The following is a 26,299-nucleotide window of genomic DNA, read 5'->3' as shown; positions in this document are numbered from 1 at the left end:
GGACACCTGGATTTACGGGCTCTTCCACGATTGATGATCTCCGTCACGGTTGGGGACATCGGGGTGTTCGTGCGAGTTATCCGGGTTGTGATGACTCATCAGGTCCGTGCGGTGATGGCGCATTCCGCGTTCTGCGGTATCCCGGAGTGGCTCTTGGGCGAGCTGGTCACGGAGCTCGCTGCGCGCTGGGAGGCCCGCCGCGAGTCCGAACGCCATGACCGTCGTCACGGTTCGCGCCGACGTGAGGCGGGGGCCGGGCCGAAGTATGATCTGGTGTTCACCGACCGGCTACTGGCCACGCTGGTGCACCTGCGGACCGGGCTCACCTATGAGGCGCTGGGCGTCATCTACCAGGTGGGCAAGTCGACGATCGGCCGGGCGGTGGCAGAGGTGAGGCCACTACTCGCGGCCCGCGGGTTCGCGGTGCCGCAGCGCCCCGGGCTGCGTCTGCGCACATTGGAGGACGTGTTCGCCTATGCCGAGGCCGAGAGGGTGACCCTGCGGATCGACGGGATGGAGACCCAGGTGAGGCGCCCCAAAGCACACCGGCCCGGGCGACGTGCGTTTGTGTCGGGCAAGCGCAAGCAGAACACGGTCAAGACGACCACGATCAGCGATGGGCAGGGCCGGACCCTGTGGTCCGGAGGGGTGCGTCCGGGCCGGATGCATGACCAGACCTGCGTGCGCACCGAGGGCATCGCCGAGCAGTTCCGCCTCCACCCCGGCGTGAAGGCAGAGGTGGACGACGGCTACCGGAGCCTTGCGAATGAGTTCCCCAACCAGATCTCCGCCCCGCCACGACGACCGAAGGACCTGGACGACCTGCCGGTCACCGAGTACTACGGCTGGCGCGAGCGCAAACGCCGCCAGTCCTCACGCCGGATCTGCGTCGAACACGCCAACGCCGAACACCGCCAGTGGCATCCGCTCCAGAGATACACCGGGCGACGTGACACCTACGGCGAAACCCACGCAGCGATCGCCGGCCTGGTCTCCGACCGCGCCGCCAAGCGCACCACCCAGCGCCGGACGAGCACCGAACTCGTGCCCGTCCGCCCGATGACCTGCTGAACCAACCACCAGCCGAACCTCCAGGCCAACACGCCTCACGACCAATCGCGGGAGAGCCCGTTAGAGGTGATTTCGTGCAGCTCAGCGCCGGTGAGTCGAAGGCTAGTGACTGCAACAGGTACGGTGCCCACCCCGATTCAGATGAATGGCAGACCTGGGGGTGGTTGACGACGAGGCGGCAGGGTGTGCAGTGTCAGAGCCAGCAGAACCTCTCTCCTCCGAGCACGGGCCCGTCCCCACACATTCCGGGAAAACTCGCAGCAGCGGCTGGCCGCCGCTCGCTACCACAACAAGGTCGTAGCAGCAGGTTTCCACCAGTCTTTCCGGCACGGGCAGGTTGCCGGTGTCTGCCGACAGTTCCTCCCGGCCGCGAAGCCAGGACACATTGGCGGCAACACCGCCGACAGCGACGGCCTCAAGCCGATGATCGGCGGTTACCAAACGAAACACGACCCCGAACGCGGGCGGAACTACCCGGTGGGCAAGGTGCATGCCGACAAGGCATACGACCGGCCGCACCTGCGGCGATGGCTGCGCGGACGACGCATCGCGGTCCGTATCGCCCGCATCGGCGTCGAACCCAGCGACCGCCTGGGCCGTCACAGGTGGGTAATTGAACGAACGTTGGCCTGGCTGTCCGGCTACCGACGGCTCAACCCACGATACGAGCGCCACCACGACAACTACCTGGCCTTTCTCGGCCTCGCCGCCGCCATCGTCTGCCACAAGCGCCTTGCCCAGCTCACCACGTAGGACACCCTCTAACGAGTTGGTGCGTGATTGTGGGTGGGCATGCTCTGTTGGTGAGGGGTTCGACTGATCGTTCGGTGTTGGCGCATCCGCTGTTCACTGGCATCCCGACAGAGCATCTGGCGTCGTTGATAGCTGAGTTGGCCGGGCCCTGGGTGGCCGGTGTCGAAGGGCATCGGTTCCGGGTGAGGGGTGGCGAGCGGAAGCGTGCGCCGGGTGCTGGTGCCCGGCACCGGATGGTCTTTGTGGACCGGCTGGTGGCCACACTGATTCATCTTCGCCACGATCTGCCGCACTCGGTTTTGGCCCTGCTCTACGGAGTGGACCGCTCGACCGTCACTCGGGCTGTCGGTGAGGTCCGCTGTCTGCTCGCCGAGCGTGGGTTCGCCGTACCAGACCGCCTGAACTGCGGCTGCGCACTCTGGAGGACGTGTTCGCCTATGCCCAGGCGGAAGGTGTTCAGCTGCGTTTGGACGCCACCGAGGTGCAAGTCCGCCGGCCTGCCGCGGGTCGGGGCGGACGGCAGGCGTTCGTGTCGGGCAAGAAGAAGCAGAACACGATGAAGGCCACCGTCATCGCCGACCACCAGGGCCGAACTCTATGGACCGATGCCCTCAGGCCAGGGCGGATGCATGATGTGACCGCCGCCCGCACGGCCGGGATCAGTAGATGCTTGGACCACTTCAGCCTCGTCCAGGTCTTCCTCGACGACGGCTACCTCGGCCTCGGACGGAACCACCCGAGGCGAGCCCTCACCCCGCCACGCAAACTGCGACCGGGAGCCATAGCGCCCTTTGTCGAAGCCCGAGCACGCCAACGGCACGACCACTCCTCACAACGGATCACCGTTGAACACACCCTCGCCGATCACAAACGCTGGAAACAGTTGACGCGCTGGACCCATCGCCGCGACCGCCTGCCCGACACCTACCGCACCATCTCCAGCCTTGTCTCCGACCGCAATATTGCCTGAGCAAGGCAGACACGTCCCACCCGCTATCACGCACCAACTCGTAAGTACCGTCGCCGGGCCAGGCGACGGTCAAGTAGCCTCACTCCCAGTCCTCCAGCAGTTCACTGGCAAAGGCGAGATCCTCACAGATCGCGCGGGCGGCATTGATCCCACTGCTCGCCGCTCCGGTCCACATGAAGTACGAGGAACCTTCGACGTTCCCGGCGCTGTAGACAAGTGGATTCGACGTCATCCCATACAGGCTCGTCTCAGGGAAGCCCTCAGCCGATAGCTCCAAGTCGAGATCTTCGGCGAGTTTCCGATAGGGTCGGACCACATCGCCGAGCAGCAGGGTGTCAGCGCTGAGGGTCTGCCCGTGGGTCGTCTCCAGGATGACGCCGCCCGCCGGGTCCGCGGAGGCACGGACCACCTCATCGCACAGCACTTCGACGTCGTGGCGGGAGAGCAGACGGGCGAGCCTTCCCCGACTCGCCGCCGGGTCCCCGACGAGAACCGTCATCCGCTTGGCGAACTGCCTCGACAAGGCCGCCATCTTGAGCGTCTCGTCTCCGTTGCCCACGCAGACGAACGTACTGCCGTTACGCTCGTATGTGTGGCAATAGGGACAGTCGAAGGCCGATCTGCCCCAGACACCGTCCGGCAGCCAGGCTGGCAGGACGTCGACGCGACCGGTGGCGAGGAGCAGCCTTCTGCAGCGCAGACCGGGATTTGCGGCGCCCTCGACGACGACGTGGTTCTCGTACGCGCGAACGAATGTGACCTCGTCCCACAGTATGGTCACGCCGAATTGACCGGCGTCCTCTTCCATCTTCCGATAGATGTCCACCGGGGCGGCCCCGTCGGCGTACGGGACGTTGCTGACCGAGCTCGCCGGCGAATTACGTCGTCGGGGCTTGGAGATGACGAGCGTGTTCCGCATGGAGCGGCCGAGCATGGTGGCCGCGGTCAGGCCGGCGGCTCCCGCACCGATCACAATGACGTCATAGAGATCGTCGTACATCGAGACTCCCCTTGATCATTCCGAGACGGTCACTAAAGCGTGTTGCACAAGGCCGTGAACTGGCGGCCTGTAGTGGCCTGCTGACGCACGCGGTCATGCTGCGAGAGCGAGGTTGTGCATGTGGGCGACGGCCTGGGCGGCGTGGTGGAGGCCGTCGCCGCGCTGTCGGCAGTCGCGAAGGACCTTGTAGTTCTTCATACGGCCCAGGACATGTTCCGCTCGGGCGCGGACTTTGCGTGCTCGGCATTGTCTTCCTCCTCGCCCTTCAGCAGCGGTCGGCCGGGGCGTTTGCGGTGCGGGACGACCAGGCCCGTGTTGATGTAGGCGCCGTCGCCGAGCACGGTGGCTCCCTGGCAGTGCTCGGCCAGGCCGGAGTCGCGCCAGGCCCTGGCATCGGCGGTGGTGCCCGGCACCGGATGGACTGCGGCCACCACCAGCCTGGTGTCCGCGTCCACGATGACCTGCACGTTCACCGAAAACCGGTAGTTGCGCGAGGACGTGCCCACCGTGCGGTCGCGGACCGGGACGAGGGTGCCGTCCACGATCCACAACCGGTCGGCGGCCTCGGCGGAGGCCCGGCACGGCTCCAGCGCGAGCAGCGGTGCGAGCCGCTGGATCACCCGGCACACGGTCGCCGGCGAGACCCCGAACAGCGGGGCGAGCTGCCGCATGGTCAGGTTCGTGCGGTAGTACACGGCCACCAGCAGCACCCGCTCGGCCAGCGGCAGCCGCCACGGACGGCCCCACCCGCAGCCCTCACCGCCGCGCTCCCGGACCGCTTTCAGCAGTCGGCCGAACTGATCGACCCGCAGCCCGGTAAACGTCTCCACCCACACCCGCTCGACCCTCAACACCCCAGCCATACGACGGAGATGCCCAGTTCACGGCCTTCTGCAACACGCTTTACTTTGCGGGCTGAAAGAGATACTGCAGTGCTGCGCGATCGACCTTTCCCGTCTGACCCACCGGAAAGGCCTGGCATACGACCACGCGGCGGGGTTCCATGTACCTGGGCAGCCATTCGCCCAGCTTCTCCGTGACCATCTTGACGTCCAGCTCTCCCGAGGCCCTGAGCGCGAGGGCCAGGTACGGTGAGCCTCCCTCGTCCAGCTTCAGGGCGACCGCCTCGTCGACGTCGAGGACCTGCATGGCTACCTGCTCGATCTCGCCGAGCTCGATCCGGAACCCGTGGATCTTCACCTGCGAGTCCATACGGCCGAGGAATTCGACCCATCCGTTCGATGTCCAGCGAGCACGATCGCCGGTCCGGTACATCTTGCAACCATCGCCCTGGTCCCACGGATCCGGGAGAAATCGGTCCGCTGTCAGGGCCGGATCGCCGAGGTACCCCGCGGCTACGCAGGCACCGGCGATGTAAAGCTCGCCAGGTTCGTCGATGCCGCAGGGCGTGAGGTCCTCGTGAAGGACATAGTATCGGCTGTTCTGCATCGGGTGCCCGTATGGGATGCTTCGCCACGATGGGTCCACCTCGTCCACAACGAAGTCGTTCGACCAAACGCAAGCCTCGGTGGCACCGCCGAGCGCCACCAAAGTCGCGCGCGGGAACTCACGGCGGAGAACCTCGAGGGTGTTCAGCGGGATCCAGTCACCGCTGAGGAAGACCCGACGGAGTCGATCCCGCTGTTGGCGGGACGATTCGTCGAGCAGCAGCGTCACGGCGGTGAACACGGCCGGCGCGGAGTTCCACAACGTCACCCCGTGCTCGACGAGGGCGATCGCGATCTCCTCGAGCTCTTCCAGATCGGCGTCAGGAAGCAGGAGAACACTCGCACCGGCAGATAGGGTCCCGAATACATCGTACACCGAAAGATCAAAGCTAAACGACGCTACCTGCAGCAGGATGTCGCTCGGGGCGACGGAGTTGCGCCGATTGAACCACTCGATCAGGTTGACGACGCTGGTGTGCCGGACCGCCACCGCCTTCGGCCGCCCGGTGGAGCCCGACGTGAATATCGTGTACGCCAACTCGTCCGGTCCTGCGGGCCCGGACTCGTGCTGCCGGACCGACGGCCGAGGGGCGGATCTCGATAGCACCTCGGGTTCACTGCCGTGGCGCACCGCGATGATCGTCATGTCGTCGCCGATGTCGTTCGCCCTGCCGCAGTACGGTTCCGTGACGAGGACATGAGTGATGTAGCTCGCCTTGAGTACCTTCGCAATGCGGCGCGCGGGCCATCGCGGGTCCAGCGGGACGTAGTAGGCGTCCGCGCGCAGAATCGCATGGATCCCCACGACTGCCTCCGGGACGTGATCGACCAGCAGGCCGACCGGCGTGCGCGGAAGAACGCCATACGCAGTGAGACGCTCGGCGAGCAGAGAGCTTTCGGCCGCGAGTTCCCCATGCGTGAGCGCGACTCCGGATGTCGTTCGAACGGCCGGATCGGCGGTGTACTTGACTGCGGCTGAATCGATGAGATCCATGATGCGGCTGGTCGCGGAATAGTTGTACCAGGTCTCATTCCACTGTTCGACTGGGCTCGGGTGTCGAGCTGGATGATCGGCGGTCATAAGGCGCTCCCAAGGTCACGAGGAAGGGACTGAAGGGGCAGTCGGCGGCTGATGCCGGACCCTGCCGGGAAGCGAACGAATGCCGTGCGGCGCGACCGCCACCGGCCGCGAGGCGTAATGGACGCGCCCTTCCGCTACAGCCACGAACCTGACGAAGTGCTCGTGGTGGGTGAACGCCTCCGCGCTCAGCGTGGCGTTCACGCGCGTCCGTGCGGGAGAGCCGGGCCGGATGGCGATCCACTGCGCGTCCGGGAACTCGATGCCGAAGTTCGCGGCCCCCGAAGTGTGGACGGCACCGGCCGCGATGACCTCCTTTGAAGCGCTCGCGGTGGGTGTCATCAGCACGTCGACGGTGATGGTGCCCGGACGCTCCCAGATACTCGAGCATTCAATGCGCACCTCGTCGATGACCGGGTCGAGTGGGGAGTCGGCTATCGGCCCGCATACGTTGCAGACCAGTGCGCGGCGCCCGACCTGCTCGTACACCGGGTGTCGCCCGACGAGTTCCGCCAGCCGGCCCGTGCAGTACGGGCAGGCATCGTCGATCGGGCGGACCCTCGTGTCGAGAATGGGCTCCCACATCTCGTTGAGGGCGGAGTGGCTCATCTTGCCGAACTCATGGAAGTCGGTGACCGCGCTCAGTTCGGCGTCGGCGATCAGGCTGCCCAGTCGGCGCAGCGGGCCGAGGACCTTTTCGGCGGAATCTGCGCCGAGGGCCGTCCTCTTCAGCGTCCGGGCCAGTTCCAGGATGTCGGCTTCCATGGCGACGAGCCCTTCCGGCGGCATGAAGCCGGTCGGCCCGAACTCGTGGAGCGCCCGCACAGCCCGGCCGAGTTGCAGCAGTTGCGGTTTCACGTCGCGGACGCCGTCGTGCGCGTCGGTGGTGGACGGGGGCTCGGTTCCCCCGCCCGCAGTCACCCAGGGCAGTCCGAGGACCGCGAAGTAGGGCAGCTCACGGCCGGTGTCCCGGAGATGGTCGTTGACCGCGGCGCAGGTCCGCCCGGCGTCCGTGCCCGCCGCCGCCGCGGTGCCGACCAGGTCGTTAATCATGAGGTTCGGCAGCATCTGATGAACGGCACCGATGTAGGCCGCTGGAATCCCATACTGGAACGCGCCCGTCAGTTGGTACTCGGCCGCCACCAGTCCGGTGCCGGGGCGCCAGGTCATGCACGAGTTCGCGAACACGACGTCGGCCTGGACGTGGGCCGCCTTGATGACGTCCCGCGCCCGGACGCCGTCCCGGAAGCAGCGGTTCGTGAAGGCGCAGCTCGGTGCTACCGCACCATGGGCGGTCGGACCCCGATGTCCGGCGTGGTCGCCGCAGATCACGGTGTCGTTGAGGATCAGTGCGTGTTCTCGGCCGGCCGACGCGAAGGACACGAGTCCGGTGTGCCGCTCGGACAGCATCGGCTCGAGCACCGCGCGGCTCGCCCGGTCGCCGATGACCCATTCCGGCGCGGCGTCCACACCGTCTGAGGCCGGGATTCGGCTCGCCGCCGCATGCTGACGCAGCCAAGGGACCACGGTCAGCTGGCTGCGGTCCGGGAGTTTACGGAGGTGACAGCTGAGTCCCTTGGCGAGCAGCCAGCTCAGCTCGGGAAGGTTCGGGCCGATCACGAATCCGATCGTGGCGTGGCCGCCATCGTGCCGGTATGTGTTAGTGGCCTCCAGCAAATCGGTGACCACGTCGAGATCGATCTCGTCGTGCAGAGCCATGACGACGACCTGTGTAGCTTCTAGGCGTGCGTCGAGCATCCGGCCCAGTCCGCCGGTGGACAGCGTCACGAACGAGCCGTCGACGCGATCTGCCAGCGCTCGTCCCACGGGTGTGGTCGTCGAGCCGGCCGGCGCCACCACCAGCGTGCCCGAGACGTCCGGGTCCTTGCGCTCGGCGGGTGCTCCCATCAGGCTCGCCAGGGAGGCATGCCGATTGTCGTCGATGCCCAGCATCGGCACAAGCGTCGGATCGCGCAGGTCACGCGTGTACGCTTCGGCTGCCGTGTGGACGACGAACGGGGTCGTCTGCTCCATTACCACTCCCTGTCGCCTTGGTTCGGATCGATGGTGAAGCCCCCCGGTCGCCCAGCTTCGGCCGCGATTCTGCGTACTTCTCGATGATCGGCGGCGACTTGTGCAGGGTCGCTGTGCGCCAGGACCACCATGCCCAGGCGTTGCGCGTCGAAGAGGTCGGCCGTCTCCGGGACGTGGTCTCCGTCTTCGACGTTGACCTGCAGGTTGTAGCAGCTGGGCAGGTCCATGATGGCGTCCAGGCGGGAAAGGCCGCTGACGACCCCGGCGGATCGGACGGTGAAGAAAATCACGCGGGTGGTCAGTTGGAACGGGTAGTCGTCCGGGATGGTCCGGTCGCCGGTCAAGTACCGCACCATGCGATCGACGCTGTTGTCGCCGGTCGCCAGCTCGCAGGTCCATGGGTGCCCGTTACCCGCGAGCCGGGCGTTGACCTCCATTAGCAGCGGCCCGGTCTCGGTGACCATCACCTCGGTGTGGGCCGCGCCGAACGTGATCCCGAGCGCGTCGAGTGCCCCTCTGACATAGTCGATGATCGCGTCGTTGCCCAGTGCGTCCATGGGCAGGATCTCCATGCTTGAGTAGAGGGCGATGTGTCGCCGACTGGAGACCTTGTGGTACTGCACGATGTCGTTGATCGTGTGCCTGCCCTCGTAACTGAAGGTGTCCACGGCGTATTCGACGCCCCTGACGTGCTCCTGTACGAGCACCTCGGAAAGAGGCGAACCGTATCGGCTCTCCGAGCAGAGCAACTCCGTGACGACGGCACGCAGGTCATACCCACCGGGGACGAACCGGACACTGTCCGTGCCCGCTGAGTCCACAGGTTTGACCACCAGGTCACGCCCGGACAATCGCTCGCGGGTGACCCAGGTGAGCGCGTCGTCGACGTCTGACGTACACAGTGACCTGATCGTCGGCAGGCCCGCAGCCGCGACGGCGGCGATCATGTCGCCCTTGTGGTGCCGCGCCGCCCCGACGTCCGGCGCGTTCGCCAGGTTGGGTGTCAGCACCGCGGCGAGCTCGTCACCCAGTTTGACGCCGGTATGGGCCCCAGGCACGACCGCGACCGGCTCGAGTTCTTGCAACCGGTCGACAAGAGGCCCGAGTTCACCGCCGTCGTACGCGATGTGTTCGTCGAAGTCTGCCAGGCGAAGCGTAGCGGAGTTCGGTACCGAGAGTCCGGACAACGTTACGGCGCACGGTGAGAAACCGCCCTGCCGGAAGGCTGGCGCGAGCATGTTTCCCGACGAGTACGGCTCGACGATGACCACGGTTTCCCGACGCATGTGCTGTTCTCTCTTCGGAGGCACGGTCCGGTTACCTGCCCTCGTCGATCCGGGCCGCCAGGCGCGCGATGGTGCGACACTCTGTGATGTCCTTGAACCTGACCCGCTTGCCGAGCGCCGCGCGCACTTGGGAGATCACGCGAGCGGCAAGCAGCGAATGCCCGCCGAGCTCGAAGAAGTCGTCCTCGAGACCGACCTCCTGGTCGCGGAACTGCTTCTGCCAGACATCCAGTAGTACTTCTGTGGTGTCAATGGTGGACGTCAACTGGTCGTCGCTCATCCGGCCACTCCTTTCTCCTGCATAGCAGGTACTCGATTCCGGTCGTGGTCCGCGGTGAGTTCCGCATTGATGACGGTCATAATCGTTTCCAACGGCTCCGGACCGAGGACCTCGTAGTGGTTGCCGCTCACGGACCATGTCTTCAGGCGGCCCTCGACGAACTTCTGCCACGAGCTCGGGTCCATTCCCTGTTCGACGCTCTCCGCCGCCGTGAACAGGAGAACGTCTCCGCCGAAGCGGCCTGACCGGTGTCGCAACAGGGCGCTTCGGTTGCTCGCGAAGACCCGGGCAAGCGCCGGTAGGTGTTCGCCGGGAATGGCCGCCGCCGTGCCGGGTGACGCCTGAAGCACTCGGCGCAGCTCCTCCGTCGTCAGCTGCACGTCGGCCTCGGCGGGATCGACGTCCAGCGCCGGGTCGGTCTGCTCGCCGTCCCAGGGGTAGCTGTCGAGGAGCGCCAGCATGGACACCTCTTCTCCATCGGCTTCGAGCATCACGGCCATGGCGTGTGCGACGTTGCCGCCGGAAGACCATCCGAGTAGCTGGTACGGGCCGTTCTGCTGGATGCGACGCAGCTCGTCGACGAAGCCCGTCGCGATGTCCGTCAGCGTCTGACCGACAGGTTCAGCGCCGCAGATCCCCCGTGCTTGGAGGCCGTATATCGGAAATCCGTCCGCCAGCCAGCGGCTCATCGGCGTGTAACACCAACTCAGTCCGATGGCAGGGGGTATGAGGAACACTGGCGTCCGGTCGCCGTCGGGGCGGATGCGCAGCACTGCTTCCAGGCCGTCGGCAGCAGGACCCGACGTGTCGGAGCCCGCATCTGCCTGTTCCAGCCACCGGTCGATCCCCGCCGGTGTCGGCTGGTCGAACACCACGCGTACCGGCAGTTCCGTGCCTAGCGTCGAGCGGATGCGGCTCACTAGGCGCACCGCCATCAGGGAGTGTCCGCCGAGTCCGAAAAAGTTGTCGTCGGCCCCGACCTCCTCTGCTCCGAGGGTCTGGGCGAACGCGCCGCAGAGGGCGTCCAGCCGCGGTGTGCGGGGTCGAGTGACGGTGTTCGCGGTCACCGGGACCGTGAAGTCGACAGCGGCCCTGCGCGCCAGCCGGGTGTTGACCGGCAGCGGTACGGCGAGCTCACTGAGCGGCATAGTCGGCTTCGCGGTCAGCGCGTCGATGATGTATACGGCGCAATCAGCGATGTGCTCGACCGTCGAGCGGTCGAAGAGGTCGGGACTGTATCCGAGCCAGCCTGCCATCCCGGCATCAGTGTCTTCGTGCGCCTCGGGCAGGAAGAAGTTGAAGGAAAGGTCGAACATCGGGAGGCCGAGGTGGTCCACTTCCTGTCGCTCAGCGACGCAACCGAAGATGTCGCGATCGACGCCGTGTCGTTCCTCGAGGACGACCATGACCTGGAACAGCGGGTGCCTGGACGCGAGCCGGTCCGGGTTCAGCAGGTCGACGATCCGGCCGAACGGCATGTCCTGGTTGGCATACGCCCCGATTTCGGCCTCGCGGACGCGCGGGATCAGCGTCTCGAAGGTCGGGTCTCCGTCCCACGTGCACCGCAAAACCTGGGTGTTGACGAAGAATCCGATGGCGTCATCGAGGCCTGGAGCGGTCCGCCCCGACACCAGGCCGCCGATCGGGATGTCGCTGCCGCCGCCAAGTTTGGCGAGCAGGACCGCGACCGCCGCGCGCAGGGTCGTCAGTAGGGTGACCCGTGCGTCCGCCGCCTGTGCGAGAAGCCTGCGATGCGCGTCCGGCGAGATGGTGAACGGCACGCCGTCCGCGCGTGCGGTCAACCGCGCCGGACGCGGTCGGTCCACCGGGAGCGGCAGTTCTTCCGGGAGATCGGCGAGGGTCTGCGTCCAATACCGAGCTTGGCGGGCGATAATGCTCTGGCCGTCGGACTCGCGGTCCATCAGGTCTTGCTTCCAGATGCTGTAGTCCGCGTACTGAACCGCGAGTGGCTGCGGCTGCCATGGCAGCCTGTCGCGCCGTGCAAGGTATGCGGCGGACAGGTCACGCCAGAGCGGGGCCGTCGACCATCCGTCGCCGGCGATGTGGTGCAGGGAGATCAGCAGAACGTGTTCGTCCGGGCTGATCACCAGGAGCCAGGCACGCAGTGCAGGCTCGGTGGTGACGTCGAACGGCAGCGCGGCGCGCTTTGTCAGCTCAGCGGAGATCTGGTGGCCGGCGACGTCCACGAAGCGAAGTCCCGGCCGGGCGGCGGCCGGGTCGAGCACGACCTGGTGGGGCTCGCCTTGATCGCGGGGGAAGACTGTGCGCAGGATCTCATGCCTGTCAATCAGCCGATCGAACGCCCAGGCGAGCGCGTCCCGGTCCAGTGGGCCGATCAGCTTCAGCGACAGCACGATGTTGTGATCCGCGCTGGGACCACGCAGCTGTTGGTAGAACCAGAACGTCGACTGGCCGGGGGACAGCGGGATCATCGCCGGGCGGTCGGTCGACCGGGGGCGCGGGCTCGCCGCGACCGCCTGGTCGAGCACCTTCGCCAGACTCCTGGGCGTGGGATTCTCGAAGAGGTCGCCGAAGGTGACGTCCCCCGGAAAGACCGTTTGGACTTGGCTGACCAGTCGAGTGGCCAGCACGGAATTGCCGCCCATGTCGAAGAAGTCCGCATCAACGTCGACGCTTACCAGCCCGAACAGGCTCGCGAACATCTCACACAGCACCGGTTCGCTGGAGGATCGCAGCGACTGGAGCGGATCATCCGGTGCGGACATCGACCACTCTCCGGGCATCATGAGTCCCATCATCATTCCCCTTTCAGCTACAACGGCCACACAGCGGCGGCGCGGAGCACATCGGACAGCGGTTGCGAGCAACGGGCAGAGAGCACAACGACGGCAGCTACACGCCGAGTGTTACTGGAAGCTCGCGGAATCCGCGCAGACCGTGGCGATCAGCTCGAACCGGCGTGCCGGCAAGCGTGATGCGTGGATAGCGAGCCAGCAGTCGGCTCACCGCGGTGACACCCTCCAACCGGGCCAATCCAGCGGCGATGCAGTAATGCGCGCCCCCGCCGAAGCTCAACGACTGATTGTTCGGGCGCGCCGGGTTGAAGACATCCGGATCGGAGAAGCGCAGCGGATCACGGTTCGCCGAACCCATCAGCATGACCAGCTCGGCGCCTACCGGGATCGAGACCCCGGCGAGCTCGATCCCCGGTTCCCCGGCCGAGCGGATCATGTGCTGCACCGGAGCGTCGTAGCGCAACACCTCTTCGGTGAACTGTGCGTACGTGTACTTTCCTGCGAGCAGACCTCCATGGACCTCTGGGTGGTCGAAGAGAACCGCCAAGGCGTTGCCCAACAGGTTCGTCGTGGTCTCAAAGCCAGCCACCAGCAGGAGCTCCAGGTTCGCCAGCAGTTCACGCGAATCCAATTGGCCGTCCTCACCATCGGCCGCAGTCAGGAGAACGCTGACCAGGTCGTCCTGCGGGGCGGCCCGGCGGCACTCGATCAAGGCGCTGAAGTACTCGTCCAGTTCGGCGGCGGCAGCGTCGGCGGTGGCCAACTGCGTGTCGTCAATGAGCATCTCGAGCGTCGCGTTCAGATCCACGGCGAGTGGTCGGAACCGGCTCCAGTCCTTCCAGGGCACCCCCATGAGATCGCAGATCACCGTCAATGGCACGCGGATCGCGAACTCCTCCATGAAGTCCACCACCTCGCCCGCGGAGGCGCGCTCGGCCAATGAATCCAGCACTTCATCCACGACCTGCTGGATCTTGCCCGCCATCGCGGCAATTCGCCCGGGGGTGAACGCTTCCCCCAGTACCTTGCGCATCCGGCCGTGCTCCGGAGCATCCTTGAGCAGCACCGACTCGTCGAAGAGCTGAATGGACCGGTGAGCACGGCGCACGGCTTGCTGATTCTCGTCCACGTTCGAGTAGCGGTTCTTGAGGTACGCCGAGGACCGCATGGCCTCACGCACCTCGGCGAACGTGCTGACGAGGAACCAGTCCGGCGCTATCCGCGTGACGGGGCCCAGCTCTCGCGCTTCCCGGTAGATCGGATACGGGTTCGTTTTCCCCTCGGCGCTCATCAGCGCTCCGATAATCTTTCCTGCGGTCTTCATGTGCCTGACTTTCCTCGTCCAATTACCCTACTGGCGCGCAACGGCTAGTCGTTTCACACCACGCGCCGCAGCCAGCCATGCCGATCCGGCACCTGCCCGCACTGGATGCCCAGAAGTTCCTCACGCAGCGCCATGGTCTGCTCACCCGGCTTTCCCGAGCCCACAGTGAATTCGTAGCCGTCGCCCTTGAATCCGACGATCGGCGTGATCGCCGCAGCCGTCCCAGCGGCGAAAACCTCTGTGATCCGACCGTCCGCCGAGCCTTGGCGCAATTCACTCAGGGAAATGGCACGCTCCTCCACAGTCAGCCCGAGATCAGAAGCCAGCGTGAGGACGGTGTCGCGAGTGACGCCCTGCAGGATGGTTCCGAGCATCGGAGTAATGAGATGTCCGTCCGAGGTGACCAGGCACAAATTCATCGTGCCCGACTCCTCCAGATATCCCTCGCCGCCCGTACGGTCCAGGTACATGACCTGATCGCAGCCGTGCTTCTTGGCCTCGATCTGAGGAGCCATGCCGGCGGCGTAGTTGCCGCCGTACTTCGCTTCGCCGGTGCCACCTGGCGCCGAGCGGGTGTAGCGGCTGCTCACCCAGAGCGTCACCCCGCTCTGGCCCACGGCGAACAAAGGCCCGGTCGGCCACGCAATGACCGAATAGGCCACGACCTCGGCCGGCTTCGCCTCCAAGCACTCGTCCATGGCGAACATGAAGGGACGCAAGTAGAGGCTCGCCTCGATTCCGGGGTTTGGTACCCACCGCTCGTCAACCCTCACGAGTGCTTCCACGCTCGCGAGGAACTCCTCCTCCGGTAGCCGGGGCAGAGCCAGACGCTCGGCCGAGCGAGCGAACCGCACCGCGTTGAGATCCGGCCGGAAGAGGAAAATTCCGCCATCGGCATGACGGTATGCCTTCAGACCTTCGAAAATCTCCTGCCCATAATGCAGAACGGCTGAACCGGGGTGCAGATTGAACGGCTTCACTGGTCCGACCTTGCGCTCGTGCCAACCATCATCGGCGATCCATGTAGCCGACGCCATGTGGTCGGTGAAATGTCGACCGAACTTCGGCGAGGCAAATATTTTGGTGATATCCGCGTCGGACGTGGGGGCCTGGATTCGGGTCACAGGATATCGAGGACTCATGGTTAACTCCTAACGTCGAAACAGCATCACTCAGTCGACGCTACTACGGACCCTGACCCGTGCGGTGCCGAATTCAGGAGTTTCCGTGAGTTCCGCGATCGTGGGGTACATGAAAAGCGACGGGATCGCGAGGTCGATCCCGAGTTCGTCGTTTAGCGCGGAGATCAACTGTACGACCAGAATGCTGTTGAGCCCCAGTCCGAACAGATCGTCCTCGACGCCGACGTCGACGGGCTCCAGACCGATGATGCTGGCAACGATCTCCTGTATCTTGCCCTCAAGCTCGGTGCGCGGCGCGGCGCCGTCGGACTCGGGGGCGGGGCGCAGCGCGTGCAGTGCCTTGACGTTCAGTTTGCCGTTGACGGTCATCGGCAGCGCATCCACGTGCACGAGTTCGGTAGGCACCATGTAAGACGGCAGTGCGAGCTTCAGGTGGCGAAGTATCTCGTCGGGATCGGCGGGCGTTTCAGCAACGTAGTAGCCGACCAGAGAGGCCACCTCGGCTGCGGCCCCCCGGTGACTCGCGACCTCCGCCGGGAGCACGGCACTCTGCTTCACCCCCGGGTGCTCGTTAAGGATGGCCTCGATCTCGGCGAGTTCCACCCGGAATCCGCGGACCTTGATCTGCGAGTCATTGCGGCCGATGTACTCAAGGGCGCCGTCGGAGCGCCGACGGGCGAGGTCCCCGGTCCGGTACAACCGTGCGTTCCGCCCGTCCGGGCTGTCCGCGACGTCGGCCTTCTCCACCTCGCTCTGGAAAGGGTTCGGGACGAACTTCTCCGCGGTTGCCTCGGGCAGGTTCAGGTAGCCTCGCGCAAGACCGGGGCCGCCCAGGAAGATCTCTCCTACGGCGCCTACCGGAACGATGCGCAACGCTTCGTCGAGGATCAGCACGGACGAGTTGCTTTGCGGTCGGCCGATCGCCAGGTCGTACTCTCGGACCGCGTGGGAGGTCGTCGATATCGTGGCCTCAGTGGGCCCGTACTCGTTGAACACCGGGACCTTGTTGGCCCGCGTCATTTCCCGGAAGCACGCGGCGTCCAGCGCCTCGCCGCCAACCACCATGCGCTTGAGGCTGGGCACCTCGCCGAGGCCGAGGTGCTTGTAGAAGGTCGGCGTGCCGTTCACATGGGTGACGCCGTTGGCGCGCAGGCACGCGGTGAACTTCTCTCCTTCGAGCCACAGCCGGTCGGGGACGTGCAGCAGTGTGTTCCCGGTCAGCAGGGCGAGCACCATCGGAACGACGCCGCCGTCGAACGCGTAGTTGAGGGCCTGCAGCATTACCTCCCGGCCCGGCTTTCCGGCAAAGCCGTAGAGGTCGCTGATGACGGCCACATGGTTGACCACGGAGCGGTTCTCGATCATCACCCCTTTGGGCTTGCCCGTCGTGCCCGAGGTGTAGATGACGTACGCGAGGTCTTTGGCGTGCGCCTCCGCCTTCGTGGGCGCCGCGGTGGCGCCCTCGCGCACGGCCCGGCCCCACGGGCCGTCCACCGCGCGGATCGCGGCGCCGACGGCGATCCGCGCCACCCGCCCCTGGTGCACTTCACCGCAGAGCACGACCGGCGCGGCCGTGTCATCGAGGAGGTAGCGCACCCGCTCATCCGGCGTCTCCGGGTCAATCGGCACGTAGGCGGCACCGGCCTTCCAGACCGCGAGGACGGCGACCGTCATCTCGATGCCACGCTCGAGGCAGAGCGCCACCAGCTGCCCGGGCGCCACTCCGTGGGACGTGATCAGTTCGCCGGCCAACCGGTCTGACCAGTCGTCCAGTTCCTGGTAGGTCAGCGAGGAATCACTGAAGACCACCGCGCGGACGTCAGGCGCCGCCGCCGCCCTCTCGCGGAACACCTGGACAATGGTGGCCTCCGCCGGGAACGACAGCTCAGGCCCCTTGCTCTCCTGCAGAAGTCGTTCCTGCTCATGGTCCGGCAACAGGTTCAGATCGGCCAGCTTCATTTCGCCCTCACAAACTGCGTCAGGATGGATCGGTAGGTGGACGCGAAACGCTCCACGGTGCCGTGGTCGAACAGGGCAGTGGCGTAGGTGATGGTTCCGGCCAGTGACTCACCCACGTCGTTCAGGACCAGGCCGAAGTCGAGGTTGGCGGCGACGGTCGACCCGCCGCCTGGGGTGTGGGCTCCGACCGTGTACGGCCGCAGCAGAGTGGTGGAGGTCCGTTCCGTGTCCGTGTCAGCAAAGGAGTTGACGTCAAACCAGATCTGGAACAGTGGATGCCGCGCCGGATCGAGTGGCAGGCCCAGCTCCGCGACGAGGCGTTCGAAGGGCAACTCTTGCTGCTCCTGGGCCTCAACCACGCGCGCGCCAACCTTCTTGATCATCTCCTCCACGTCGTCGTCACCGGCGATGTCGAAATCGAGCGCCAGCGAATTGATGAAGCAACCGATGAGCTCGTGTGTCTGCACGTGCGTCCGATTGGCCACCGGGATGCCGACGAGCAGGTCGGAACGGCCTGTGTATGCCTGGATCGTCAGGAAGAAGGCGGAGAGCAGCACGCTGAACAGTCCGACTCCGCTCTCGTGGGCCAGCCGTCGAGCCGCCGCTGACGTTTCGGGGTTCAGCCCGAACGACATGCTGGCGCCGCTGTAGTCGATCTTCGCTGGTCGGAGCCGGTCGGAGGGCAATTCCACCGGTCGTCGACCGTGCACGCGGCCCTTCCAGTACCCGAGCAACTCCGCCAGCCGCCGCCCGGAGACGCGCTCGCGTTCCCAGGCTGCGAAGTCCTTGTACTGGATCGAGAGCTCGGGCAGGTCGGTCTCCGCCTGATATAGCCGGGTGATCTCGTCCAGCAGTACGTCGGCCGACCAGCCATCGAACGCGATGTGGTGGACGTGGATGCCGACGAAGATTCGGCTCTGCGAGTCCTCAGCGGTCTCCTGCCGGTAGAAGGTGACTCGCAGTGGCACCTCTTCCGCGAGGTCGAACTTATGCGTGCCCTCGACGCCGAACTGCGTGGCCAGGTCAGCCTCATCCGTCACCGTAACGTGCCGGACATCGAGTGGCGCCGTCTCGGGGCCCAGCACCACCTGGTGGAGCCGGCCGTCGGACGCCTGTCGGATGACCGTCCGCAGCACCTCGTGACGTCGGCTGACTTCACTGATGCACCGCTCGAGCTCGTCCGCGTCGACGCCGGGCAGGACCTCGTAGCAGAGGTGGATGTTGTATCCGAGGTTTCCGCTCTCGTACTGGTTGATGAACCAGAATCGCTCCTGCGCGAACGACGCCACCGGGTCAGTCTCCGCACACGCCTCGAGCGGTGGGTTGGTGGCGGCTTTCCTCGGCGAGGTTTCCAGAGCTTCGACCAGGCCCGCCACGGACCGGTGCCGGAAGACCGATGCGATGCTGACGTTCGTGTCGAGTGCGGCGCTCAACCGGCTCGCCAGCTTGATCGACAGGATGCTGTTGCCGCCGAGCTGGAAGAAGTCGTCGTGCACGCCGATCGCCTCGGGGTCGGCGCCGAGCACCTCCGCCAGCACCCCGCGAGCCAGCGTTTCACGCCCGTTGCGCGGCGCGACCAGTTCACGGGTCAGCCTCAGCTGCGGCGCGGGAAGCGCATTGGTGTCGAGCTTTCCACTGATCTTGCGCGGCAGTTCGTCCACGTGGACCAGTGCCGCGGGGATCATGTAGGATGGCAGCTTCGCCTGCAACTGCTCGAACAGCACTTCGGTACCGATGCTGGTCTCGGCCACGTAGTAACCGATCAAGTGGCTCTGTCCCCCGCTGTCACCGGTCCTGTGCACCACGACGGCGCACTGAAGCACGCCCGGCACCTCGGACAAGACGGTCTCGATCTCCGCCAGTTCGATCCGGTGACCACGGATCTTGACCTGGAGGTCGTTGCGGCCGACGAAGCGCAGGGTCCGGTTCGGTGCCCAGCGCACCAGGTCTCCGCTCTTGTACAGGCGGCCGTTCCACTCCAAGTCGGTCCCAGTGACGAAGGGGTTGGCGACGAACTTGCGGGCTGTCAGTTCCGGTTGGTTGAGCAGCTCAGCGGCCAGGCCCGCCCCTCCGATATACAGCTCACCGACCGCACCCATCGGCAGCAAACGTTGCTGCGCGTCGAGCACGTAGCCGGCGACGTCCGGGATCAGCGAGCCGATATCGGTCGAACCCTCGTCCGTCTCGTCGTAGAGCTTGTAGCAGGTGAAGACGGTGGTCTCTGTCGTGCCATACCCCATGGCGAGCCGTATCCGTTCATGGCTGTACCGCTCGAACCAGTCCTCGAGCAGCGACACGTTCAGCGGCTCGCCGCCGAAGAAGACGTAGCGCAGGTCGTCCACACGATGCCGCTCGCCCTTACTGAGCGCCACGTTGACGAACTGGTAGAACGCCGTGGGCGTCTGGCACAGCATGGTGACGCGTTCCCGACGGCACAGCGCGTAGTACAGCTCGGGGTCGCGCGTCTCCTCGAACGTCGGCACCACGAGGCGTCCGCCGTAGAGGAAAGCACCCCACATCTCCCACACCGTGAAGTCGAAGACGTAGTTGTGGAACAGCAGCCACACATCGTCCTCGCAGATCTCGTAGATCCCCTCCAGGGCGGTGAACAGCCGGGCTACATTGGCGTGCGTCTGAGGCACGCCCTTCGGCCGGCCCGTGGTACCCGAGGTGTAGAGCACGTAGGCGAGATTCTCCGGGGCGGCCTGTGTGACGGGATTGGTCTCCGGCAGCGCGCGCAGCCCTTCCCGGGCACGCTGATCGTCGACGGCGATGACCTCGACGTCCGCGAACCGCTTGTCGACCTGGGCGGCGCGGGCCACGATCCCCACGAAGCGTTCGACGTACCGGCGCTGGGTCACGACCGTGCGCGCGCCCGCGTCGGCGAGCATGAAGCCGATCCGGTCGTCGGGATACGTGGGGTCGACCGGCAGGTAGCCACCACCCGCCTTGAGGGTGGCCAGGATGGAGATGACGATGTCCTCGCCGCGATCCAGGCACAGCATGACGACGGTGTCAGGCGTCAACTTGTCGTCTTTCAGCAGCCGGTGCGCGAGCCGGTTCGCCTCGGCGTTCAGCTCCCGGTACGTGAGCTCGCGCTCCTGCTGAACCAACGCGACACGATCCGGCGACCGCTTCGCGTGTTCCTCCACCGAGCGGTGCAGCAACGCATCAGACGGGTACTGCCGCAGGGGCGCGCTCCAGCCCTCCACCAGCTCGCGGTATCGGTCTCCCTCGAGGTACGCCAGATCGCAGACGGCGACCCGCTGCTGCTTGCTCTCGCTCCCTGCCAAGTCGGCGACCTGGCGGAGGATCGTGACGTAGGTCCGCCCGAGGCTTTCGACGGTGTCGGGCTCGAACAGGCTCGTGGCGTAGTTGATATCGATCTCGAGCGATTCGAGCGAGTCGTCGATGAACGTGCTCAGGTCGAACCTCGCCGCCGTGTACAAGTCCTTGGTCTCCGTCGCGGTGCGCAAAACCGCTTCCGACGTGCCGTGCGCGCCGCGCGCCGGAGCACCAAAGCTCTGCACACCGAACGTCACCTGGAAGATCGGATGGCGGCTCATGTCGCGCTCGATGTCCAGGATCTCCAGCAGCTGATCGAAAGGGAGTTCCTGGTGGCGCAGCATATCGAGCACCCCGCGTGCGGTCTCGCGCACGTAGTCGGAGATCAGCGCTTGCCCGGCGACCTGCGAGCGAAGCGGCAAGGTGTTGACGAAAAAGCCGATGAGATCGGCCAGTTGGGGATGGTCACGGTTCGCGACGGGCGTACCCACCACGATGTCGTCCTGGTGGCTGAAACAGCGCAGAGTGAGGAAATGCGCGCTTAGCAGCAGACTGAACAGGCTGACGCCGAGTTCTTCGGCGAGCCGCCGGAGCCGTAGCGAAACCTCGACCCCGACTTCGAAGCGCATGTTTGCGCCGTGGTAGTCGAGATTGTCCGGACGCGGCCGGTCCGGCACGAGGTCAAGGTTCTGATGGCCCTCCAGTTCCAGCTCCCAGAACCGGCGCAACCGTTTGAGGGGTTCGCCTGTCATCCGGTCGCGCTGCCAGACGGCGAAGTCCCGGTACCTCAGCGACGGCGCGAGTAGACCGGCGAACGGAGCGGTTCCCGGAGCGGATTGGGCGACGAGGTCGTAGGCCGTGAGCAGGTCTTCCAGAAGGACGTCGGTGGACCAGCCGTCGAATGCGACGTGGTGGACGATGAACACGAGACGTCGGCCGACGTCCGGCACTTCGTAGAGGCGCACACGCAGCGGTCCCTCGGCTGCGAGGTCGAAGACCCGTTGCAGGTCGCGGCGAATCTCCTCGTGCAGCGCCTGCCGGCCCGCCACCCTGAACACTTCGATGCCGGGCAGTGCGTCCGTGTCGAGGACCTCCTGGTAACCGATGCCGTCCGGCGTCTGCCGCAGCACGGTGCGCAGTATGTCGTGCCGGGCGATCACGCAGCGGACGGCCGTCAGCAGGAGCTCGGTGTCCGCGCTTTCGGCCACCTCGAGGACGAGCGGAAGGTTGTAGGCGCTGGTCCCGCCTTCGAAGCGCTCGATGAACCACAACCGCTCCTGGGCGAAGGACAGCCGCTGATCCTCGGCCCGGGAGAAGCTCGCCGTCGGGATGGCGAGCCGCTCGCCGCTGGACATGTCGAGTTGCGCGACGACGACACGGACCGTCCGGTGTTCGAGCCAGTGTCCGACGGTCGTCGTCAGGCCCAGCTCCCGCTCCGCAGCCGAGACCAGTTTGATGCTGAGCAGGCTGGTCCCGCCGAGTTGGAAGAAGTCGTCGTCGATGCCCACGTCGACCGGGTCCAGACCGAGGAGCCGCGCCACAAGGGCACACAGGTCGGCCTCGGTGCGCGAGCGCGGCGGCACGTGCACTCGGGTGCCGACGGCGCTCGGCCGGGGCAGCGCCGCACGGTCGATCTTGCCGTTGATAGTCAACGGCATGCTCTCGAGGTGGACGCACCGCGCGGGCACCATGTATCCGGGCAGCGAGCGCCGCAGGTGCTTGTCGAGCCCCGCAGCAGGGATCTCCTCGTCGGCCACGTAGTAACCGATCAGTGTCGGCATGCCCAGTTCGACAACGAGCACCACGCAGTGTCGCACCGCGGGGTGGACAGCGAGCGCGCCCTCCACTTCTCCCAGCTCGATCCGGTGTCCGCTGACCTTTATCTGGGCGTCGTTGCGCCCGATGAATTCCAGGATGCCGGCCGGAAGCAGGCGGACGAGGTCGCCGGTGCGGTAGAGCCGTACCGGCCGCGTGTCGCTGCCCGGGCCGACCGGGACGTCGACGAAACGCTCGGCGGTCAGCTCCTCTCTGTTCAGATACCCGCGCGCCATCCCGTCGCCGCCGATACAGAGCTCACCGACGGCGCCCAGTGGCACAGGTCGCAGCTCGGCGTCGAGGACGTATACCGACTCTCCGGCGAACGGCGTACCGATGCTCACCGGCAGGCCGCCCGGCCCGTCGGTGTGGCGGTAGTGCCTCGACGTGGACCAGATCGTCGTCTCGGTCGGCCCGTAGACATGGACGAGGTCAATCGACTTCGCCAGCACTCGTTCGAGCACTTCCCTCGGCAGTCGTTCGCCGCCGACGAGCAGCAGCAGGCCGTCCGGAGGGTCGACCAGCCGGTCGAGCATCACGTCGCAGACGCTCGGGGTCATCTGCACGAAGTCGAGGCCGGCGCAGTCCAGGCTCGCCGGAAGGTCAGAGGACAGTTCGACCCGTCCGCCGGTCCAGAGCGGCAGGCCGTATTCCAGCCCGAAGATGTCGAATACGTGGTTGGTCAGGCTGTGCGTGCTCACGGTGTCAAGGTGGGCGAAGTGACGGGCCTGCACCGCGGTGATCGTCTGCGCGTACGCCCGGTGCTCGATCACGACGCCCTTGGGGGCTCCGGTCGTTCCGGAGGTGTAGAGCACGTACATCAGTGCGTCCACGGGCGCGTGCACGCCAGGCGCTTCCGAATCGGCCGCGTCTAGGAGGTGCTGGATCTCGGGCGCATCAAGGCCGAGGACGGAGCCGGCACGGTCCGGCTCGACGAGCGCGCGGAGCCGGGCGCGGTCCCGGGCGCTCGTGATGACCAGCCGGGCAGCCGTGTCTCCCAGGATGTACGACAGGCGGCTGTCAGGGTACGCCGGATCTGTCAGCACGAAGGCGCCCCGCGCCTTGAGTACGGCCAGCACGCTGACGATCAGGTCGATCCCCTTGTCGAGGCAGAGCACGACGAGTTCCTGCGGTGCGACGGCGTGCGCGTCGGTGAGCAGGTGCGCGAGCCGATTCGCCCGTTCGTCCAGCGCGGCGTAGGTCAGCGTGGTGCCGTCGAAGCTGACGGCGGCGCGATCCGGGTGGTCTTGCACCTGCTCATCGAATGCCTGCACGAGCGTTCGGGCCGGCGGTAGTTCCTCGGTTGCGGGATTGAGCACGGCGGCGAGTTCGCGATGCCGGTCCGCGGAAACCAAGTCGACCCCGCGCCACGGCCGCTGCCCGTCGGCGAGCACCTCGTCGAGCACGTGCCGCTGCATCTGCAGCATGTCGGCCATGCATTGAGCGTCGAACAGCTCGGCCGCGTACACGAGACGGAACTGGACGTTCTCCGGTTCCTCGACCACGATCACGGACAGCGAGTAGTCCAGCTTCTCGTAGTCCGCTCCCATGCGGACCGCGAGCCGGGACTGCCAGCCGTCCGTGCTGATCTTGGGCCAGTTCTCGTGGATGAAGAGCGTATCGAAGAGGCGATCCGCGCCGACGTGTAGCTCGGTTAGGTTCACCGTGCTGTGCGTGTTCAGCTCGTTGATCCGCCGCTGCACGGCTTGGACGCCCTCGAGTACGGACTCGTCCCCGGCGCCGTGCGGCACGATCAGGGGCAGGGTGTTGATGAACAGGCCGACGCTGGTCTCGATGCCGTCGACCGGGATGGCCCGGCCGGACAGCACGCTGCCGGTGATCGTCTGCTGCGCCCCGGTGTAGCAGGCGAGCGTCTTGTGCCAGGCGTACTGCATCAGGGCGTTGAGGGTGACGGAAGAGTCCTGGGTGAACCGGTGCAGGGACGCGAACTGCTCGCCGGAGACAGTGAAGCTCAGCTCGCGCATGTCCTGGACGCGGCGGGTCGCGCCGATGCGCAGATCGCCCCCGCGCAGGTCCGGTCGGAGTAGCCCCTCGAGGCTCATCCGCTCGTCGTAAGATGCCAGGTGTTCGCGCCAGAACTCCATGTGGTCGTCCCGGTGTTCCTGCAGGTATCGCTGCCCGGCGGCAAAGCTGAGGTCCGGGGTAGTGTCCGGTGACGCACCCGTGACCAGGGCCTCGTAGAGCTCATGCACCCGGCTCAGCAGCAGCGTGTTGCTCCAGCCGTCGAGGATCGAGTGGTGGTGGCTGAAGATGCAGGAGAACCGAGCCGGCTCACGCTTGACCAGGTAGATCCGGAACAGCGGCCCCGAAGCGAGGTCGTAGGGCTCGCTCCGGTCCGCCTGTCGAACCAGCAGCAAGGCATCCGCTGCCTCACCCTCAGACATGGCGGAGACATCGACGTAGCGCCAGTCCACCGACGTCTCCGCGTCGATGACCTGGACCACCTCCTCCTTCCAGCCGTAGCGGAGCCGTAGCGCGGGGAAGACGCGCTGCGCCCGGGCCCATGCCTCGCGCATGGCCTCGCCATCGATCGTGGAGCCGTACTCCCAGGTCATCTGCACGATGTAGGCGTCGTCGTCCCGGCCATGCGTGACGTTCTGGTAGACGAAGCCCTGCTGCAGACTGTTGGCCAGGAAGACACCCTGGATCTCCCGCTCGGACTGGAGCTCGTCGAGGTATCCCGCCGAGACGACGTAGTCGACGTCCGAGGGGGTGAGGTAGGTACGCGAGGCCGCCGACAGCTCATCTGCCAGCTTCACCAGGCACTCCTGGTACTGCTGGACCAGACGGTCCCCGTTCGCCTCGCCGAGCTTGTGGGCGACAGTGAAGCCGAACCGGCCTTCGGTGATCCAGCCGTTGATCCTCATGATGAGGGTGTCGTGGTTGGCCGGGTGCTCCGGCTGGCCGAACGGCTCGCGGGTCAGCCGCCAACGCCCCTCGGAAGACGCAGCGTTCTCTGCGTCGAGTCGGCCGAGATAGTTGAAGTTAATTCGTGGCAACCGGTCGTCGTGGTAACCGTGCAGGGTGCCATAGCCGATGCCCTTCGCTGGAATCCTGCGCAGTGCCTCCTTGATCGCGCGCAGGGTGCTGAACTGATCGACGCCGGTGTGCAGGCGGACCGGGAACATCGTGGTGAACCAGCCCACGGTGCGGCCGACATCCAGCCCCCGCGCGATCCCCTCACGGCCGTGGCCCTCGAGGATCACGTAGTTCACCGACTCTCCGGTCAAGTCCGTCAAAGCGTGGGAGAAAGCGGCCAGCAGAACGTCGTTGATCTGCGTGCCGTAGACCTGGTGGCAGCGCAACAAACGCTGAGTGCTCTCGCGGTCGAGGGTCAGCCGGGACACCGTCATGACGTCCTCGCTCTCGACGAGGCGCTCCAGCGCGGCAGCTCCGGTCTGCTCGTACTCCGACTGGACCTGGGCCCAGTAGCCGTGCTCCTCCGGATGTCCGGAAGCGTACTGCTGGACGGCAGTCGACCACTGCCGGTAGCTGCTCCCGGTGGGTGGAAGGCTGCGCCGGTGGTAGATCGCCTCGAGGTCCTCCGCCAGGACACGCCAACTCACCGCGTCGACGATCAGGTGGTGGCAGGCGACGAACACGCGGGCGCTTCCGTCAGCCAACCCGTCCAGGTAGCCGACCCGGTAGACCGGTCCGACTTCGAGGTCGAAGTCGTCCTGCCAGGCGGTGAACTGTTCCTGCGCGTCGTCGAGGTCGGCGGCCGTAGCCGTTACCAGCTCCGTCGGCTGAAAGTCGTCCGCGTAGTACTGGACGACACCGCCCTCGGCGTTGAGCCGGTAGCGCAGACGGAAGGCACCGTGCCTCTCACTCAGCTCCCGCACGCTTTCCCGGAGGCGGTCCACGTCCAGCCGAGGAGTAGCGATCAGGAAAGCCTGGTTCCAGTGGTTCGGGTGGGCGAAGCCGCTGCGGTAGAACCACTCCTGGATCGGCAGTAGCGGCACTTCGCCGGTGTCCCGGTTCACCTGGCCGCCCCCCTCAGCGGCCAGAGCCACCTGCTCGGCGAACTGGTCACCGAGTCGCTTGGCGAGGAACTCG

11 protein-coding genes and 3 pseudogenes are annotated in these 26,299 nt (G+C 66.1%); 3 read left to right on the top strand and 11 right to left on the bottom strand.

What is annotated here, in order from left to right; genetic code table 11:
- From AB0A97_RS40295 to AB0A97_RS40285, 3 genes and pseudogenes are all read left to right on the top strand, one after another.
- Nucleotides 1–1,071 (top strand): transposase family protein (locus tag AB0A97_RS40295; RefSeq protein ID WP_361160682.1); only part of this gene is annotated, 1,071 nt, incomplete at its 5' end.
- A 390-nt stretch (nucleotides 1,072–1,461) separates the two neighbouring features.
- Nucleotides 1,462–1,824, top strand: a pseudogene (locus AB0A97_RS40290) (transposase); the annotation flags it as partial.
- A gap of 50 nt (nucleotides 1,825–1,874) precedes the next feature.
- Nucleotides 1,875–2,794, top strand: a pseudogene (locus AB0A97_RS40285) (transposase family protein).
- A gap of 79 nt (nucleotides 2,795–2,873) precedes the next feature.
- Here AB0A97_RS40285 and AB0A97_RS40280 read toward each other — a convergent pair.
- From AB0A97_RS40280 to AB0A97_RS40230, 11 genes and pseudogenes are all read right to left on the bottom strand, one after another.
- On the bottom strand, nucleotides 2,874–3,794 hold the full coding sequence (locus tag AB0A97_RS40280) for an NAD(P)/FAD-dependent oxidoreductase (protein WP_361160679.1): 921 nt from the start codon (nucleotides 3,792–3,794) through the stop codon (nucleotides 2,874–2,876).
- A 93-nt stretch (nucleotides 3,795–3,887) separates the two neighbouring features.
- Nucleotides 3,888–4,657, bottom strand: a pseudogene (locus tag AB0A97_RS40275) (transposase family protein).
- Nucleotides 4,658–4,697: 40 nt separating this feature from the next.
- Nucleotides 4,698–6,323 (bottom strand): amino acid adenylation domain-containing protein, encoded by a 1,626-nt coding sequence (locus tag AB0A97_RS40270; RefSeq protein WP_361160677.1) that lies wholly within the window; start codon nucleotides 6,321–6,323, stop codon nucleotides 4,698–4,700.
- Nucleotides 6,324–6,338: 15 nt separating this feature from the next.
- A complete protein-coding gene (locus tag AB0A97_RS40265; protein WP_361160674.1) occupies nucleotides 6,339–8,354 on the bottom strand; it encodes a hypothetical protein in 2,016 nt (671 codons plus the stop codon).
- Entirely contained in the window at nucleotides 8,354–9,640 is a 1,287-nt protein-coding gene (locus tag AB0A97_RS40260) for an ATP-grasp domain-containing protein (RefSeq protein ID WP_361160671.1), read from the bottom strand. The genes AB0A97_RS40265 and AB0A97_RS40260 overlap by 1 nt, the downstream gene beginning before the upstream one ends.
- Before the next feature lie 31 nt (nucleotides 9,641–9,671).
- The gene (locus AB0A97_RS40255; protein WP_361160668.1) at nucleotides 9,672–9,920 is read right to left on the bottom strand and encodes a phosphopantetheine-binding protein; all 249 of its coding nucleotides are present in this window, start codon (nucleotides 9,918–9,920) and stop codon (nucleotides 9,672–9,674) included.
- Nucleotides 9,917–12,688: a condensation domain-containing protein gene (locus AB0A97_RS40250; protein WP_361160665.1), complete on the bottom strand. Its 2,772-nt coding sequence runs from the start codon at nucleotides 12,686–12,688 to the stop codon at nucleotides 9,917–9,919. The genes AB0A97_RS40255 and AB0A97_RS40250 overlap by 4 nt, the downstream gene beginning before the upstream one ends.
- Before the next feature lie 106 nt (nucleotides 12,689–12,794).
- Nucleotides 12,795–14,021, bottom strand: coding sequence for a cytochrome P450 (locus AB0A97_RS40245; RefSeq protein ID WP_361160662.1), 1,227 nt, complete (start codon nucleotides 14,019–14,021; stop codon nucleotides 12,795–12,797).
- 53 nt (nucleotides 14,022–14,074) lie between these two features.
- The gene (locus AB0A97_RS40240) at nucleotides 14,075–15,163 is read right to left on the bottom strand and encodes a branched-chain amino acid aminotransferase (protein WP_361160660.1); all 1,089 of its coding nucleotides are present in this window, start codon (nucleotides 15,161–15,163) and stop codon (nucleotides 14,075–14,077) included.
- A gap of 30 nt (nucleotides 15,164–15,193) precedes the next feature.
- Entirely contained in the window at nucleotides 15,194–17,122 is a 1,929-nt protein-coding gene (locus AB0A97_RS40235; RefSeq protein ID WP_361160657.1) for a non-ribosomal peptide synthetase, read from the bottom strand.
- On the bottom strand, nucleotides 17,119–26,205 hold the full coding sequence (locus AB0A97_RS40230) for an amino acid adenylation domain-containing protein (RefSeq protein WP_361160685.1): 9,087 nt from the start codon (nucleotides 26,203–26,205) through the stop codon (nucleotides 17,119–17,121). Before AB0A97_RS40230 ends, AB0A97_RS40235 begins: the two co-directional genes overlap by 4 nt.
- Between the last annotated feature and the right edge of the window lie 94 nt (nucleotides 26,206–26,299).

This window comes from Streptomyces sp. NPDC045470 (assembly GCF_040646595.1).
Classification (GTDB): domain Bacteria; phylum Actinomycetota; class Actinomycetes; order Streptomycetales; family Streptomycetaceae; genus Streptomyces.
Note: the sequence above shows the minus strand (reverse complement) of the source record. Positions and strands in the feature narration are given on the sequence as shown.